Here is a 16696-nt window from a genome sequence, read left to right as displayed (position 1 = left end):
GGTTACTCCCCTTTGTATCGCAAATAAAACTCGTTTTTGAATAGATGTTCCGGGTCGTATCGTTCCTTCTTCGCGAAAAACTCGTCCTGCTCCGGATAAGCGGCCCGGAACTGCTCCACGCTCGGGTAAGGGGCGTACGGCAAATAATAGGTGCCCTTGTGCCGAATCACTTCGCCGATGACCCGCTGCATGGCGGCCTGGAACTCCGTTTGCGCTTGCTCGGAGAGCGAAGCGTTATACAGGCATACGAGGGCGAACATGTCCTCTTTGGCGTACGACAGCAGCGCCTCACGGTCCTCGTTTACGTACCGGACGGTGATGTTGAGCAGGTTGAGCCGTTCCTCGCGAAGCACGGTTCCAAGGATCGCCACGAAGCCGGCGAACTCGTCCACGGGAATGAAATATTCCTGAAGCAGATCGTTTTGCCCCGGCTCGCGGTATTCCATAAACGCGGACTCGGAACGCATCGCGTTGTTCCGGCTGATTCGTTTGTCCTGCTGCACAGGGACGACCTTTTGCTGCATATCCCAGTACGTGTTCTTCCCCCAGCCGGACAACCGGTTCATATGGAACAACAGTTTTTTGACGCCGACGAACGTCTCCCGGGTGTTCAGCGCGTCATATTGCCGAAGGGAAGCAGCCGGGTCCGACGTATAATTGATGGCGTACATTTCCGTAAGAAAGCTCTCCGGAGCTACGGAGAGACGGGCGATATGCATCTTGATGTCGGGATTCGCCAAAACCCGCTCCCGGAAATAAGCGCTGTACCGATCCGCCGTTACTTCCTCCGTGGACATCCGGTATACCTCGTCCTTCGCAAGCCGAAGCGTCACGTCCGTAATAACGCCGAACAGCCCATATCCGCCGAGGGCCGTCGTGAACAGATCGGGGTTCTCTTCCCGGCTCACGTTCCGGATGTGTCCATCGGCGCCGAGCAGCCGAAACGATTCCACGCTGCCGATCATCGAACCGTTGCGGATATCCCGCCCATGCGCATTGATGCTGATCGAGCCGCCGACGGTAAAAATATTTTGCGACTGCATCGTTTTCACGGCGAGCCCGCTCGGGTTAATTTTGTTTTGAATATCGTTCCATGTCGCTCCCGCCTGCACGCGGATCGTTCTGGCCTCCGGGTCAAACCCCAGTATCCGATTGTACGAGGTCATGTCGAGCACGATGCCGTCTTTGTAATACGTATGTCCGCCTTGGCTATGCCGCTGGCCCGCGATCGATATCGTCAAGCCTTTGCGCTTCGCCTCTTCGACCAGCGCGATCAACTGCCGCTCCTCCTTGCCCTGCACTACACGCTCCACCTTGACGGGATGGAGCCTGCCGTAATCGGTAATGAGATAAGGGTCCTGATCGGGAGAAGCGGTTCGCGCATATTGGTACAAACATAGCGCTGCCAGCATGGCCAACGCGATAAGCTTCTTCATCCGGCACCTCCTTGCCGCGAACGGATTGTTATGGCTGAGTTCGATACCCGCAGCGGAAAATCCTTTTTATTCGGGGCAAAGAAAGTCGAATCCGTCCTGCTGTAACCTTTATAGCGACAATTTCACTTCCTCCTTGCCCGGGCAGAACCGTTCCGCCAGCGATAACGGAACTTCCGCTTCTGTTATCGCTGCCCCAGTGGAACCGTTAGTTCCGTTATTACCGCTTCGCGAGCCTATTAGGCCTGCATAAAGGAAGCAATACTTCCTTTATGGCGCTAAACGCCCGGCTCAAACTCAAGCTATCGGCGGCCTTAACGGAACTTTTGCTTCCGTTATCGCCCGATCAGCGGCATTCTGCCAGCTATAGCGGAACTTTCACTTCCGCTTCCCTGACCCCAAAAAGTGAAGAGAAGCTACGAAGTAATCCTTCGTAGCTGTGTCGCTTAGCGAACTTAAACTTTCTCGATTCCAAACAAAAGAGCCCGGCGCCTTTCGGCCCGAGCTCTTTGTTATGTTTCACCGCTTACGCTCCCGCCCGCGCTTTCGCAAAAGCGGCGCTGCCGACAACGCCGGCATCGTCGTTCATCTCCGCCAGCTTAATCGCGACGCGGCCGCGATACATCGGCAGGATAAGCGGCTCCAGCGCTTCCCGCATCGGCGCGAGCAAACGCTCGCCGGCGTTCGCCGCCCCGCCGCCGATGACGATGACATCGGGGCTCCACAGCGTGATCGCCCAGGCGAGTCCTCGCGCCAAATTACGGCCGACGAACTGCAGCACCTGCTTCGCCAGCTCGTCGCCTTCGTCATATGCCCGGGACACATCCGCCGCCGTAATCTCGCTGCGGCGATCACCCGGGAACCATTCCCCGAGCAAGCTCGCGCTTCCCTGCTCCAGCCGTTCGCGGGCGATTCTCGCGATGCCCGTTGCCGAGGCGATCGTCTCGAGACAGCCGCGCATGCCGCAGCCGCACAAGGCGCTCTCGCCGTCCAGCGGAACGTGGCCGAGCTCGCCGGCGAGAAAGCCGCTGCCGTAGTACAGCTCGCCCTTGTTGATCATCGCTGCGGCGATGCCGGTTCCGAGCGTAATGCCCATGACGTGTTCGTAGCCGCGTCCGGCGCCGCGGGCCGCTTCCCCGTACGTATACATGCGCACGTCATTGTCGATAAAGACCGGGATGCCGCCAAGCAGCTCGCCGAGCCAATCGCTGACGGGCACGTTTTCCCATTTCAAATTGGCCGACGACAGCGATATGCCCCGGATCGGGTCGATAAAGCCCGGGTTGCCCATCCCTACCGCGCCAAGCTCGCTTCGGCCGATACCTTGCCCCGCCAGCAGCTCGTCGATCATCGAAGCGATGAGACCGAGTACGTAACGAGAACCGTTCGCGGCCCCGGTAGGTTTTTTCGCCTTGCGCAGCAAATTCAGCTCCGCGTCCAACAGCCCGCATACGATGTTCGTGCCGCCGATGTCGACTCCGATATAATAGCTCATGGTCCGGTTCCTCCACTTGTCCATCAAATCGCCCGGACCGCCTGGACATCTCCGGCTTCACCCGGAAATATCCGCAGTCCGGGCTTATTTCCCGTACATTTCACCCTCTTAAGCGCGCCGCTTTACTCGGCTACATGTACCCGAATGCCGCATTCGAGCAGGCGTTCCTTGAGCGCGCCATCCAAAGGCGCATCGGTAATGCACGCATGGATGGCGTCGATCGGCGCGATCGTAAACAGCGAAACGCGGCCGACCTTGGACTGGTCGAATACGACGTACGTACGTTCGGACCGTCTCAGCAATATTTTGGCGATCTGCGCCTCCGACTCGGAATGGGTCGTCAGACCTTGCCCGAGCGTTAGGCCGTCGATGCCGAGAAACATTTTGCCGATATTGAGGCCCTCCACCACTTTTTCCGTCAGCGGTCCGCACAGCTCATAGCTTTTGTGGCGCAAAATGCCTCCCGCCACGACGAGCTGAATACCGTCGCTGTCGGCCAGCTCCATCGCGATGTTCAAGGCGTTCGTGACGACCGTGATGCCGCTTCTCGCCTTGAGCTGCTTCGCGATCAGATACGTCGTCGTGCCGCCGGAGAGGCCGATAATATCGCCCTCTTCGACGAGGGCCGCAGCAGCTGCGGCGATTCGCTCTTTTTCCATCCAGGATATCGACGTTTTTTCCGCGAACGATACTTCCTTGGCCGTATGGTAGGCGTCATAGATCGCCCCGCCGATCGTCCGGATGACCGGATCGGTTTGCTCGAGCGCATCCAGATCCCGTCGCGCGGTCGCCTCCGAGCAGTGGAGCGTATCGACGATATCTTGCACGGAGACGCGCCCCCTGCTCTTCAGCATGCCAAGTATGGCCTGACGGCGCTGTTCCCCTTTGGACAAGGACTGTTCTTGCATGAAACGTTCACTCCATCGGTTTCGGGATGTGCAGCAGCATTTGTTTCTTTTTCTAAGTACGGGCAAGATCGGTCCTTGAACCGATCAAATTTTTACGACTTGGGTCAAATTGCGCGGATGATCGGGATCGACGTTCTTTTTCAGCGCCGTGTAGAAGCCGATATATTGCAGCACCGGCAAATACAACACGCCGCGCGCTTCGTCGCTGATGTCCGCGCAGCCGGTTTCGAAGACGCCGTCCGCGAAGGCCGTGTCGTCGCCCTTGCGAGCCGTTACGACCAGTACCGTTGCTCCGTACGCCTTCATCTCTTCCGCTACTTTCAGCTCGTAGGAACGGGCCGTTTCCGACAGCAGCACGCAGACGAGCGTGCCCGGCTCGACGATCGATTTCGGGCCGTGGCGGAATTCGAGCGTACCGAAGCTTTCCGTCCACACATACGACATTTCTTTAATTTTCAGGCACGCTTCCTGGGATAAGCCGTAGTAGGAGCCCATGCCCAAATATATGAATTTGTTCAGCTCATGACCGTTCACGAACGCTTTGGCGAAATCGTCCGCAGCTTTGACGACATCCGCGTCCGCTTGTACGACCTGACCCGCTTCGGCGAGCAGCTCCGCTTTGCCCGATGCGACCGCACAGGCCGCCTGCATCATGAAGGTCATGCTGCTTAACGATTTCGTCATGACCGTGCTTTTTTCCTTCCCGAGCGGCGAAATTAAGCATTCGGCCATTTGCGCCATTTTGCTGTCTTCATGACAGGTGATGCCGCAAGTCGTCCAGCCTTCCACGCCTTTGACCGATTCAAGCGCCAGAATGACTTCCGTCGATTCGCCCGAGCGGGATACGCCGACGAGCAGGTAGTTTCGGCCCGGTACGGCAGCCGCGTCGCGGAACAGGAAAATTTCCGAGGACGGGTGCGCGCTTGCCGGGCGGCCGACCCATTTTTTGTACGTGGCGGCCATCGTTTGCGCCTGGTAATAGGAGGAGCCCGAGCCGATAAAAATAATTTCGTCGTAGGCCGGATTGCCGATAAAGCGGCTCACCCAATCGTGCTGAGCCGCGAGCTGCTTGTGCGCGGCAGCTAGCGCTTCCGCCTGGGCGGATATTTCCGGATAAGTCAATTGACCGTATGCATTAGACATAAGAATCGCTCCTTCTACTAAAATGGCGTATGGGCGATTCGCATAAGCTTTCAGCGACCATCACCCGTTATGCTCAGTATAATCGTTAGTTTTGATCGTTTCAATCATAATTTTTGATTTTTTCGATCATATATGAATTTCGCCTGAAATTGCCGGTCAAACGAATTTATGATATTTTTTACGCGTCGCAAAAATGTCTAAAATATGAAAATTGATATGTAAAATACAAGACGTTGTGCTATACTATTCTTTGAGTTTTTTCGTACATGCGGCTCCATGACGCGGTACTGAAAGCGTTTCATAGAAAATACGTCTATCGGCGCACTTCGAAGCGTAAAGCGGTCGCTATTGTCGGCGAAGGCTCCTTCCGGGGCGTTGCCCGGATATCGATTGCCCGTTTCGGGAGGAAGTTTTTCTCGGTACAGAAAGAACGCACATTCATTTATATTGATAGTGAAATCGTTTTCTGTATCGCCAAGAAAAGCTTCTTCGGCTTGAAGCTTGCTGAAGTGGCGGATTTTCGTGTTTCAGCGGCAGCTTTTCTCGGTTCGAACATGACACGCTGGTGCCGGAGCAGTTGACACGAGCGCAAGCGGTTTTTCGAATCGAAACCTAGTTTTTTCCATTCGGGAGGAGCGTATTTTAATGGAGAAGCAAGCGGACATCGTCAAAGCGACAGCGACGGATGCGAACCTGAAAAATTATGAAGAAGCCCGCCGCACATTTGACTGGACCGACGTGGAGAAGGAGTTTTCCTGGCACTCGACGGGTAAAGTAAACATGGCCTACGAAGCGATCGACCGCCAAGTAGAAGCCGGCCTCGGCGACAAAGTAGCGCTTTATTACAGCGACGCCACGCGCGATGAAGCGGTCACTTACGGGCAAATGAAATCGAATTCCAACAAATTCGGCAACGTGCTCCGGGGGCTCGGCATCGGCAAAGGAGAGCGCGTCTTCATCTTCATGCCGCGTTCGCCGGAGCTGTACTACGCCCTGCTCGGCACGATCAAAGTCGGCGCTATCGTCGGCCCTCTGTTCGAAGCGTTCATGGAGCAAGCGGTGCGCGATCGTCTCGAGGACAGCCAGGCTATCGCCATCGTTACAACGCCGACATTGCTGCCTCGCGTACCTGTAGCCGATCTGCCTAACCTGAAGCATGTCATCCTCGTCGGAGACGATCTCGAGCTTGGCGAGCGCGGCGTCGACTTCAAGAAGGAAATGGCCGCAGCGTCCGAAGAACTCGCCATCGAGTGGGTAGACCGTGAAGATGCTCTCATCTTGCATTATACATCCGGATCGACGGGCAAACCTAAAGGTGTTGTTCACGTTCACAATGCGATGATCCAACATTATTATACGGGCAAAATCGTGCTTGACCTGAAACAGGACGACGTCTACTGGTGTACAGCCGATCCAGGCTGGGTAACCGGTACGAGCTACGGCGTTTTCGCTCCGTTCCTGAACGGCGCTACAAACGTCATTCGCGGCGGACGTTTCAGTCCGCAAGACTGGTACGGCACGATCCAGCGTTACAAAGTAACGGTATGGTACAGCGCGCCGACGGCTTTCCGCATGCTGATGGGAGCCGGCGACGATACTGTAAGCCAATTCGACCTGTCCAGCCTACGCCATGTGCTCAGCGTCGGTGAACCGCTTAACCCTGAAGTCGTGCGCTGGGGATTGAAAGTATACAATAAACGCATTCACGATACATGGTGGATGACTGAAACGGGCGGCCAGCTGATCTGTAACTATCCGAGCATGGACATCCGTCCGGGCTCGATGGGCAAGCCGATTCCGGGAACGGATGCCGCTATCGTCGACGACAACGGCAACGTGCTGCCTCCGAACCGGATGGGCAATCTGGCGATCAAGACGCCGTGGCCTTCGATGATGCGCCGCATCTGGAACAACCCTTCCAAGTATGAGGAGTATTTCCGCTTGGAAGGCTGGTACGTGTCCGGCGACTCCGCCTACATGGACGAAGACGGCTACTTCTGGTTCCAAGGCCGCGTCGACGACGTTATCAATACGTCCGGCGAGCGTGTAGGACCGTTCGAAGTCGAGAGCAAGCTCGTCGAGCACCCTGCGGTTGCAGAAGCTGGCGTTATCGGCAAGCCGGACCCGCTTCGCGGCGAGATCATCAAGGCGTTCATCTCGCTGCGCGCCGGCTTCGAGCCGAGCGAAGAGCTGAAAGCCGATATCGCTAAGTTCGTCAAGGTCGGCCTGTCCGCCCACGCTTCCCCGCGCGAGATCGAGTTCCGCGACAAGCTGCCGAAGACGCGCAGCGGCAAAATTATGCGCCGCGTGCTCAAAGCATGGGAGCTTGGCCTTCCGACCGGCGACCTGTCGACGATCGAGGACTAATTCCAGCTACGCGCCAGGCCAAGCGGCAAGCATGCCGCTTGGCCGGAGCGACAACAAAAACGCCCCTGGGAGAGCATACCGCTCCCGGGGCGTTTTTTACTGTTCCTGCCGATATTTATGCGCTTAGCTGTTTATTTTTGCTGCTCCGCCTGCACGAATTTCTCCGCCTGATCCTGAGCCTCGCGCAGCGCCGTGTTGAGATCCGTTTGTCCCGTGACGACCTTCAGCACGACCGGCGAAAGAAACTTTTGCAAAATGTCGCCGTCATAGATGCTTTGGTACGATTTCGGCGCGATCTCGTTGTAATAAACCGCCTTCCAGTTTTTGTTCTTGAACTGGCTCTCGCTGCCGATCAGCTTTTTCACGTTGTCGTCGTTCAGCACGGTCATAAAGCCTTGCTTGGATATTTCCGTTTGCACCTCTACGGACGTCAGTTGTTTGATGACCTCCATCGCAGGCCCTTTGTTTTTGGCCGTGCCGGTAATTGCGAACATGCGCGGCGACGCTTGTGAGCCCAGCTTCGGCTTGTCTTTGGTTGTCGGCAGCGCCACGAGATCCCAGTCGATATCCTTCACGTACTGAGGCCCGTCAAACGGGAACTGCGAGTTGAACACTATCGTCGCCAGCTCCTGCGAAGCGGTCATTTCCGTGTAATACGGCAGCTTTTTCTTTTCCGTTGACCAGGTTTTGTAGCTGCTGCTCGCTTCGTTCAAGAAGTACCTTTCGATCGCGGCTTTCCAGCGCTCGTCGGTCAACATCGGCTTTTTCGTCTTCGGATCGTACATCGGGACCGACATCTGGTTCATCCGCAAAATGTGGTTCGGCGAAGCCGAGTAGCCCATATAGTTGATACCGCTTTCATTGCGCGTCAGCTTCTGATTCATCGCGTGCACGTCGTCCCACGTCATGCCGTCCTTCGGATACGGAACGCCAAGCTTGTCGAATATCCCTTTATTATAAAACATGACCTGCACCATCGTGGTAACCGGCAAGTAGTAGATTTTGCCGTCGCCCATCGTCCGTACCGCATCAATCGTTGTTTGCTCGAATTTGTTCAGATCGACGCCGTGCTCTTTGATGAGTCCGCTCATATCGAACTGCTGGCCGCTCGCGAGAAGCGGGCCCGAGATCGTTTCCAGGGACGCGTAGACGATATCGACGTTTTGGCCGGCTAAAGTCAAGTCCTGGAGCTTCGTTCCCTCTTTGCTTTGAATAAACGTAATTTTGAAGTTCGGAAATTTTTTACGGATATACTGGCCGAACGATTTCTCGAACGGCTCGTCGGAGCCCCCGGCCAAATCCTGGATGACGACCTCGTAATCGCCTTTCGTGTAATCGACCGCCGCCGCCTTCGTATCCTTGTCGGCTCCGCCCTTGCTGCCTTCGTCGGATTTGCCGCAGCCCGATGCGATAACAGCGATTGCGATCCCCGCCGCCGCGCTTTTCTTTAACAAATGTTTGACCATACATACAGCCCCCCGGTTTAAGATTACAATACTTTCGTCGTTTTGCCACTATACTAATGATAACGCTTTAGCAATCGATTGCTAAATGGGTGAAATAATTCGCTTCGTGGACGACTTCACCTGACAAGCCGAGCTTGTTTCTCTAGGTACCGCCGATGCTCACCTCCCCTTAAGTTGAGAGAAATCGATTGCTAAAAGAGCGAAAAAAGACGAATTTGCGAATTCGGATTCGCGATGTATAACTAGCCCAAGATACTGATCATAAGCAGCTTATGGGTTTATTATAGTATACGTATTCTTTATTTGTAAACAACAAAAATCGCCCAGAGAAATCTAGAGGAACACACGCGCGGTCCTCTTCGTTTCTGCGGGCGATTTTTGTTTCTGCGGGACGTCTCCTCTTCCTTCGAGCGTCCCGCGGGTCTTCTCTTTATTTGTCTAACTTACGGGGAGCGATTTCGTCGATTGGCGAACCGTCAGCACCGGCTCGATAACAAGCTCAACGCCGCGGGAGAGCGCTTGTTCCTTACTGTCCGTATCCGTAGCTTGGCCTGCGGGAAGCTCACCGGCCAAAATCTCGACCGCCCTTCTCGCAAGTTCCCCGATATTCGGGCCAACGGTCGTCAGTGGCACGTCCAGTACGTCCTCCAGCTCGGGCACGTCGTCGTATACGATCAGGGACAGGTCGTCCGGAATGGAAACTCTCAGCTTGCGAAACCATTTCAGCATCTGAAACAGCATGCCCTGACTGTCGATAATGAGCGCGGTCGGACGCTCGCTCGCGGGCCGGGCGAACAGGCCCTGAATGGCCTGCTCCGGTGCTTTGCCGTCTATGCCCCGTTTGATGAAGTAGTCCGGATGATGCTCCATGCCGAATTCGAACATCCCTTGCATGTACCCGTTCAGCTTATCGTTCGGATTGCCGATATACGTAATTTTCCGGTGTCCGAGCTGGGCCAGATGCTGCACCGCTTTATAAATGCCCGCCTTGCGGTCGATATCGATCCGATGGGCCCCCGGCAAGCTGGCGCCGCCCATAAGCAGCAGCTCGCCCTGAAACGCCTCCATCTCCTTCACAAACCGCATATCCGGCGCCCAGCCGGAAGCTTCCCAGAACAGGACCCGGTCGACGAAATGCTCGTTGAACGTATGCACCGCCTCGGCCGGATTGGCCACCGAGATGAGAAACGTCAGTCCCCGCTTCGTCACTTCCCGCTCGATCGCATGGCACAGGTGAAAATAAAACAACCCTTCGATACGCGGCCAAATAAGCCCGATGCAATTCGATTGCCGGGTTACAAGCCGCTTCGCAGCCAGATTCGGGACGTAGTTCAGCTCCTTGGCGATACTCAGAATACGCATTCTTGTTTCCTCGCTGACGCCAGGCTCGTTATTAAGCGCCTTCGAAACGGTAGGCTGCGTGACTCCCGCTAATTTGGCTATGTCTTTTACCGTTACCCTCACTAGGACAGCCTCTTTTCTGCTATTGTTGCGACTACGTATACTATACCGCAACACCCGCTTTATTGCACGGGAATAGCAGCCGATAGCGGCTGTTTCGCTCCTTTTCGTCCGGTCATCGGCATTTCGCCAGTTATAGTGGAATTTCCGCTTCCGTTATCGCCGTTTCAGCGGAACCGCCAGTTCCGTTATCGCCGCTTCGCGAGCCTACTAGGCCCGTATAAAGGAAGCCCCACTTCCTTTATTGCTTCATTTGCCCAGCTCCACTCGAGCTATCGGCGGCTTTAACGGAATTTCCGCTTCCGTTATCGCCCGTTCGGCGCCATTCCGCCAGCCATAGCGGAACTTCCGATTCCGCTTCCCTGTGCCATAAGAAAAGCTTCTAAACGAAGCCTTTTCCACGATGAATGGTCCTGCGTAGGCGGTAGCTTTTCTTGGTACTGAAAGACGCTTTTCGCTTTAATGCTTTAGCGAAGTTTAAACTCCTGTAACGATAAAAAAAGGCCGCCTCCAAGGCAGCCTTACGATTATTTCCCCAGCTTGTCCGCAAACAGCTCGAAGCGGTTGTAGCCTTCCATCCGGAACGGGCTCGTCGGCACCGCCCATGGAAGCGAAGCTTCCGAATACAGAAGTCCCTGCTGCGCGATGTCCTTCATCCGCTCGGATAGCTCCGGCAGCAGCCGCACGGTCGTGCCGTCTTCCTCGCGCTCCACCGCGTACGTCATCGGAATCTCGCGAACGAGACCAGCCGATTCGTAAGCGCCGTTGGACGCGAGCATGAAGCTGCGGCACGCTTCAATCGGACAATAAAGCGGCTCGCAGGAGCCGGAAATCGCTTGCATCAGGTTCAGGTACATATTGCGCACGAGCACTTCCGGAGAATACGACTTCGTCTCTTCGCCATTACGTCCGCGGATCGTAAACGTGTTCTGGTAGTTCCAGTACGCCTCGCCTTCCGTACCACGAATCGAAATATACGGAACCTCGTGCCCGTGGTGGGAAAGCATCGCATAAAAATGAACGGTTACGCCTTCCTTCGTTCCGATCCGAATGACGGAAGTGTCGTCGCCCTCGATGTCGTTCACATGATAGAGCTCCGCCTGCACCGTTTCCGGTATCGCCCGTCCGGCATCCCCGCTTCCTGCCACAACCATGCAATTGTTCAGCAGATGGGCTAGCGGGTTGTTGAATGTGCCGTCCAGCACATATTGGCCGTCGCAGGTCAGCTTGCCGGCCCAGCGGGTCCGGTCGTAATACGAACGCGTCCGCTTCCACATCCCGACGCCGGTTACATGCGTCACTTGCCCGATGGCCCCTTGGGAAAGCTCGGTCAGCAGCTCGCGGAAGGCGCGGCCCGACGTATTTTGAAAGTCGACCTGGCACCATTTGCCGGTTTCTTTCGAAGCAGCGATCATCTCGTCCAGATCTTGTATGGTCACTGCAGGCGGCTTCTCGACGATCACATGGAAGCCCAGCTGCATGACGCGCACGCACATCGGCTTGTGGGCGGCAATCGGGGTGGCGATGGCGACGAAATCGATTTCTGGATGCTCGCCGAGCATTTGCTCGTAATCGGTGTAGTGCTTCGCGCCTAGCGCTGTGAGCTTCCCGTACTCTTCCGCATAAGATTCGGCTCTCAAGTCGGCAAAAGCTACGATCTCGAGCAGCCCTTCCTTAGCTAGTTCCGTTGCAATTCTGACATGCTGCGCGCCAAACCCGCCGATTCCGATAATACCGGCTCGAATAATGTTCACGAACGTTTCCTCCCAGCAAATATGCGTAATTGCCCGGGAAGACTAAGCTCCCCAGGCAATCTTCCAACCGCTCGTCTTCCGCCCAGGACGGTAAGAGGCGAGGCGATTAGCAATGCTCCAAATAACGTTCTTTGATCAAGGCGAGAGCTTCGTCTCCCGGCATATCCCATACTTTCTGATTAAAAATCTCGACCTCGATCGGCCCGTTGTAGCCGGCCGCTTCGACGGCATGCCGCATGCGGCGCAGCTCGATGACGCCGTCTCCCATCATGCCGCGGCCCATAAGCAGATCCGGCACCGGCACGATCCAATCCGATACGTGGAAGCCGAGAATGCGCCCCCGCGCCCGTTCGATCTGCTTGTACAGCTCCGGGTCCCACCAGACGTGGAACGCATCGATGACAACGCCGACGTCCTGCACGTCAAACCGTTCGGCCAGCGTATTCGCCTGAGCCAACGTGTTAATGACCGACCGCTCCGCCGCATACATCGGATGCAGCGGCTCGATGCCGAGCTTGACGCCGTGCGAGCGGGCAAACGGCGCCAGCTCCTCGATCGCCTCGGCAACCGTCTTGCGGGCGAAGTCGATGTCACGATCGGGCGCCGGACCGCATACGAGCACGAGCACGTCGGTGCCGAGCTCGGCCGCTTCCTCTACCGCGCGGCGGTTGTCGTCGAGACGCTTCTTGCGCTCCTCGGCCGTAGCCGCCGGAAAGTAGCCGCCGCGGCACAGGCTGGAGACGCGAAGCCCGGCGTCGCGCACGAGCCGCTTGCTCTCGGCAAGCCCCGCTTCGGCGACTTTATGCCGCCACAAGGCGATCCAAGGCACATCGGCCCGGACAGTTACGTCAACCGCTTCCCGCATGTTCAGCCGGTCGGTCGTAATTTGATTCAAGCTGAGTCTATCAATGGAACGTAGAGGCTCCATGCCGTTTCCCCCCCGTAATTATACATCTGTAATAGAGCCCGGGCTATACCCGGGCTGGAAAATATTCCTGCAAGTTAAGCTGCTTCCGCTTCCGCTTCGCTTATTCGATTCCCGCCAGCGCGAGCACATGCTTCATCCGTTTGACGGCAAGCTCGGCGTCGGTCAGCAGTCCCGCCCGGTCGGCCAGCGCGAACAGTTCGGCCAGATGAACGACCGAACGCGCTCCCTCGCTGCCTGCAATCATGCGGAAATGCTGCTGATGTCCGTTCAGATAAGCCATGAATACGATGCCGGTTTTGTACGCATACGTAGGCTTTTGGAAAATGTGCCGCGACAAGGCGACCGTCGGCTCCATCACCTCTTCGTACCGCGCCCAGTCGCCGCGGTCCAGCGCATGGAGCGCTTCGGCGGCCGCAGGCGCGATCGCGTCGAATATACCGAGCAGCGCGTGGCTGTAACCCTGCTCGTCGCCGCGAATCAGCTCTGGGTAATTAAAGTCGTCGCCCGTGTACATTTTGACGCCTTCCGGCAGCAGTCGGCGCATGCGGATTTCTTTGCCCGCGTCAAGCAGCGAAATTTTGATCCCGTCGACTTTGTCCGCGTTCGCCTTGATGATACGCAGGCATACGTCCATCGCCGCGTCCAGATCGTCCTTGTAGCCCCAGTACCCGGCAAGCGCCGGATCGAACATATCGCCGAGCCAGTGCAGCACGACCGGCTGCTTTACCTGGCCCAAAATTTTCGAGTAAACGCGCTCATAGTCCTCAGGACCTTTGGCGCAAGCGGCCAAAGCGCGGCTCGCCATCAAAATGACTTGACCGCCCTCGCCCTCGACGAAGCCGACCTGCTCCTCGTACGCCGCTTCCACCGCTTCGAGCGTTACGTTCGGCCCCGGAGCCAAATGATCGGTGCCCGCTCCGCAGGCGATGCGTCCGCCTACGCTGCGCGCTTCCGCAATCGAGCGGCGGATCAGCTCCTTCGAGCGGTTCCAGTCGAGGCCCATGCCGCGCTGCGCCGTATCCATCGCTTCCGCGACGGCTAGTCCGAGCGACCACAGATGGTGCCGGTAGGCCAGCGTGGCGTTCCAGTCGATCTGAGCGTTGTTCAGCGGATCGGCGTCGGCAAACGGATCGCAAACGACGTGAGCGGCCGAGAATGCGACGCGGCCCTGAAACGGCGCCGTCTTCGGAGCGAACGTTTTCGCCTCGCCGAGCGTATATTCGTACAGCTGTCCCCCCGCGCGGGGGAGAAGCAAAGATTTTGCCATCGGTACCGGTCTCCCTTCGCCTTCGATTATTTCAAGCTAAGCTTCGGCACATCGATCCAGCGGCGTTCCTGCCACGATTGCAGCGCGAGATCGGCGAGCTGGGTTCCTTTGGCGCCTTCGAGCAGATCCCACGGGAACGGCGTATCGATCACGATGTGCTTCAGGAACATTTCCCACTGCACTTTGAAGCCGTTGTCGAAATTTTGATTGTCCGGCACTTGCACCCATTGATCGCGGAACTTGAACGGGTTCGGGATATCCGGATTCCAAACCGGCTTCGGCGTGTTGACGCGATGCTGCGCTTTGCAGTCGCGCAGTCCGGCTACGGCGCTTCCTTCCGTTCCGTCCACCGTAATCGTCAGCAGGTCGTCGCGGTCAACGCGCACCGCCCAGGACGAGTTCGCCTGTACAATTACTCCGCCTTCCAGCTCAAAAGTAGCGTATGCGGCATCGTCGGCTGTACATGCATAAGGCGCGCCTTGCTCGTCCAAACGCTGCGGAATGTGCGTCGCGGCCAGACAGGAGACGGACTTCACTTCGCCGAACAGATTGTCCAGCACGTAACGCCAGTGCGCGAACATGTCGACGATAATGCCGCCGCCGTCTTCCTTGCGGTAGTTCCACGACGGACGCTGCCCCGGCTGCCAGTCGCCTTCGAATACCCAGTAGCCGAACTCCATCCGTACGGACAGGATGCGTCCGAAAAAGCCGGAATCGATCAGGCGTTTCATTTTCAAAAGTCCCGGAAGGAACAGTTTGTCCTGCACGACGCCGTTCTTCACGCCGGCTTCGGTTGCGATGCGGGCCAGCTCCATCGAACCGTCCAGGTCGACAGCCGTCGGCTTCTCGCAATAAATATGTTTGCCTGCGGCGATTGCCTGCTTGATGCTTTCTGCGCGGCGAACCGTCGTTTGGCTGTCGAAGTAAATTTCGTTGTACGGATCGGCAAGGCACTCTTCGAGATTCGTGCTCCAGCGGGCTACGCCGTGCGTTTCGGCAAGTGCTTGCAGCTTATGCGCCTGTCTGCCGACCAGGATTGGGTCCGGCATAATGACATCGCCGTTCGGGAGCGCAACTCCTCCTTGACTCCTGATAGCGAGAATCGAACGGATCAAGTGCTGGTTCGTTCCCATACGTCCGGTAACCCCATTCATAATAATGCCGATATTGCGAACTGCCATGTTGATTAGCTCCCTTCGGTTTGTATACCCGTATTGTATACGCAAGCGAAAGCGCTTTTCTTACTACTCCGGGAACATTATTCTTAATTTCGGAAGCGATATTTGGAAGCTGCCGGGCAAAGCAAAAAAAGAAGAAGACCTTGTCCGGCCTTCTTCCGTACTAATGCACCTATTCAATATTTGCCGCTTACGACGAAAATGACGCTGAGCACAAGCACGGAGCTAAGCGCGAGCCCCGTCACGTACGTGGACAGGCTCGAGGAAGCCGCGACCGCTTGCGACGTCCCGCCGGAAATCCGCTTCATCAGACGTTTGCCCATGATCGAGATCGCGATAATGAACAATAAAATGATCATGCCGCCAACCCGCTCCATATACGTCATCCAGAACGGTTTATCCGAGCCAAGACCCATCTCTACGATCATCAGAACGCCGCTGATCAGAACGAGAAAGGCGCTGGGATGCGTCAGCATATTAAACGTGCGTACCGTACGCCGGACCAAAGCGCTGACGTCGGCGGAGTGAAGCTGCTTCTTCATGGCGACGAGCAGAAACGCGACGGCCACAATCGAACCGAGCCAAATGCAAAGCCCGGCCAAATGAATAAATAGCCAAAAGCTAAACATACTAATACCTCCATGCGGACATGCCGTCCAATTATAGTCACGTATGATTAATAATACGTGATTAGATTATCAGTTTTTGATCTTATAGTCAACAGTGACTATAATATAAAGAAGCAAGGAGGATGACGAACCGCATGGACGAACGCGAACTGCTCGTGCTCGGGCTCTTGATGACGCAAAGCCAGCATGGCTATCAAATTAACGAATTTATCGAAAATAACCTCGGCCGCGTTTCCGATATGAAGAAAGCGACCGCTTATTCGATTTTGAAACGGCTCGATTTGGCCGGATATGTGGATGTAAGCACCGAACAGGAAGGGAATCGCCCGCCGCGGCAAATTTACACGATAACGGCAAGCGGCGAGCAGCGCTTTCACGAGCTGCTGCGGGGGGTACTGGCGAATGTGGAGCATGTGACGCCATCGGGGGATATCGGTCTCATGTTTATCGACCATCTGAAGGCGGACGAAGCGCTCGCTCTGCTGGAGGAGCGCTTGAAGGAGACGGAGCGACTGCTCGGAGTATTCGCTGCCGTTCCCGCACACGGCCACGGCAAAGGCGTGGATTTGTCGATCAGCCACCGGATCGCCCTGCTGAAGTGCGACCGCGACTGGCTGACGGCGACGATCCAATCGATCCGGGGTACGGCGGCGCAGTAACCATAACG

Annotated in this window: 13 protein-coding genes; 2 read left to right on the top strand and 11 right to left on the bottom strand. The window is 56.3% G+C overall.

The features are described from left to right. Positions 1-2: 2 nt before the first annotated feature. The 4 genes from D7M11_RS09120 to D7M11_RS09105 all read right to left on the bottom strand — a co-directional run bounded on the left by D7M11_RS09120 (position 3) and on the right by D7M11_RS09105 (position 4979). Positions 3-1436 carry an FAD-binding oxidoreductase gene (locus D7M11_RS09120; RefSeq protein WP_120746893.1) on the bottom strand — a complete coding sequence of 478 codons (1434 nt, stop codon included), beginning with the start codon at positions 1434-1436 and terminating at the stop codon, positions 3-5. A 523-nt stretch (positions 1437-1959) separates the two neighbouring features. Beyond that, positions 1960-2928: an ROK family protein gene (locus D7M11_RS09115; RefSeq protein WP_120746892.1), complete on the bottom strand. Its 969-nt coding sequence runs from the start codon at positions 2926-2928 to the stop codon at positions 1960-1962. Between the two features lie 122 nt (positions 2929-3050). Further along, positions 3051-3836, bottom strand: coding sequence for a DeoR/GlpR family DNA-binding transcription regulator (locus D7M11_RS09110; protein WP_120746891.1), 786 nt, complete (start codon positions 3834-3836; stop codon positions 3051-3053). 84 nt (positions 3837-3920) lie between these two features. Next, complete coding sequence (locus D7M11_RS09105; RefSeq protein ID WP_120746890.1) at positions 3921-4979, bottom strand: SIS domain-containing protein; 1059 nt, start codon at positions 4977-4979, stop codon at positions 3921-3923. A gap of 645 nt (positions 4980-5624) precedes the next feature. Here D7M11_RS09105 and acsA point away from each other — a divergent pair. Beyond that, positions 5625-7346, top strand: a complete 1722-nt coding sequence (acsA, locus tag D7M11_RS09095) for an acetate--CoA ligase (RefSeq protein WP_120746888.1) — start codon at positions 5625-5627, stop codon at positions 7344-7346. 131 nt (positions 7347-7477) lie between these two features. Here the strand turns inward: acsA and D7M11_RS09090 are convergent, their stop codons facing one another. The 7 genes from D7M11_RS09090 to D7M11_RS09060 form a co-directional block, all read right to left on the bottom strand. After that, a complete protein-coding gene (locus tag D7M11_RS09090; RefSeq protein ID WP_120746887.1) occupies positions 7478-8812 on the bottom strand; it encodes an ABC transporter substrate-binding protein in 1335 nt (444 codons plus the stop codon). A 438-nt stretch (positions 8813-9250) separates the two neighbouring features. After that, entirely contained in the window at positions 9251-10276 is a 1026-nt protein-coding gene (locus tag D7M11_RS09085) for a LacI family DNA-binding transcriptional regulator (protein ID WP_147433413.1), read from the bottom strand. Positions 10277-10800: 524 nt separating this feature from the next. Next, positions 10801-12027: a Gfo/Idh/MocA family protein gene (locus D7M11_RS09080; RefSeq protein ID WP_120746885.1), complete on the bottom strand. Its 1227-nt coding sequence runs from the start codon at positions 12025-12027 to the stop codon at positions 10801-10803. Positions 12028-12133: 106 nt separating this feature from the next. Beyond that, the gene (locus D7M11_RS09075) at positions 12134-12955 is read right to left on the bottom strand and encodes a sugar phosphate isomerase/epimerase family protein (protein WP_120746884.1); all 822 of its coding nucleotides are present in this window, start codon (positions 12953-12955) and stop codon (positions 12134-12136) included. A 100-nt stretch (positions 12956-13055) separates the two neighbouring features. Then, positions 13056-14222, bottom strand: a complete 1167-nt coding sequence (locus D7M11_RS09070; protein ID WP_120746883.1) for a dihydrodipicolinate synthase family protein — start codon at positions 14220-14222, stop codon at positions 13056-13058. 26 nt (positions 14223-14248) lie between these two features. Then, positions 14249-15403, bottom strand: a complete 1155-nt coding sequence (locus tag D7M11_RS09065; RefSeq protein ID WP_120746882.1) for a Gfo/Idh/MocA family protein — start codon at positions 15401-15403, stop codon at positions 14249-14251. A gap of 173 nt (positions 15404-15576) precedes the next feature. Continuing rightward, positions 15577-16029, bottom strand: coding sequence for a hypothetical protein (locus D7M11_RS09060; RefSeq protein WP_120746881.1), 453 nt, complete (start codon positions 16027-16029; stop codon positions 15577-15579). Positions 16030-16163: 134 nt separating this feature from the next. Here D7M11_RS09060 and D7M11_RS09055 point away from each other — a divergent pair, with 134 nt between their 5' ends. After that, positions 16164-16688 carry a PadR family transcriptional regulator gene (locus tag D7M11_RS09055; protein WP_120746880.1) on the top strand — a complete coding sequence of 175 codons (525 nt, stop codon included), beginning with the start codon at positions 16164-16166 and terminating at the stop codon, positions 16686-16688. The last annotated feature ends 8 nt before the right edge of the window (positions 16689-16696 follow it).

Source organism: Paenibacillus ginsengarvi, assembly GCF_003626695.1.
In the GTDB taxonomy this organism is placed as follows: domain Bacteria; phylum Bacillota; class Bacilli; order Paenibacillales; family NBRC-103111; genus Paenibacillus_AB; species Paenibacillus_AB ginsengarvi.
Note: the sequence above shows the minus strand (reverse complement) of the source record. Positions and strands in the feature narration are given on the sequence as shown.

Coding starts and splice junctions, on each gene's coding strand:
- D7M11_RS09090 (WP_120746887.1), bottom strand. CDS start 8,812: ATGGTCAAACATTTGTTAAAGAAAAGCGCGGCGGCGGGGATCGCAATC.
- D7M11_RS09055 (WP_120746880.1), top strand. CDS start 16,164: ATGGACGAACGCGAACTGCTCGTGCTCGGGCTCTTGATGACGCAAAGC.
- D7M11_RS09065 (WP_120746882.1), bottom strand. CDS start 15,403: ATGGCAGTTCGCAATATCGGCATTATTATGAATGGGGTTACCGGACGT.
- D7M11_RS09070 (WP_120746883.1), bottom strand. CDS start 14,222: ATGGCAAAATCTTTGCTTCTCCCCCGCGCGGGGGGACAGCTGTACGAA.
- D7M11_RS09120 (WP_120746893.1), bottom strand. CDS start 1,436: ATGAAGAAGCTTATCGCGTTGGCCATGCTGGCAGCGCTATGTTTGTAC.
- acsA (WP_120746888.1), top strand. CDS start 5,625: ATGGAGAAGCAAGCGGACATCGTCAAAGCGACAGCGACGGATGCGAAC.
- D7M11_RS09110 (WP_120746891.1), bottom strand. CDS start 3,836: ATGCAAGAACAGTCCTTGTCCAAAGGGGAACAGCGCCGTCAGGCCATA.
- D7M11_RS09115 (WP_120746892.1), bottom strand. CDS start 2,928: ATGAGCTATTATATCGGAGTCGACATCGGCGGCACGAACATCGTATGC.
- D7M11_RS09075 (WP_120746884.1), bottom strand. CDS start 12,955: ATGGAGCCTCTACGTTCCATTGATAGACTCAGCTTGAATCAAATTACG.
- D7M11_RS09060 (WP_120746881.1), bottom strand. CDS start 16,029: ATGTTTAGCTTTTGGCTATTTATTCATTTGGCCGGGCTTTGCATTTGG.
- D7M11_RS09105 (WP_120746890.1), bottom strand. CDS start 4,979: ATGTCTAATGCATACGGTCAATTGACTTATCCGGAAATATCCGCCCAG.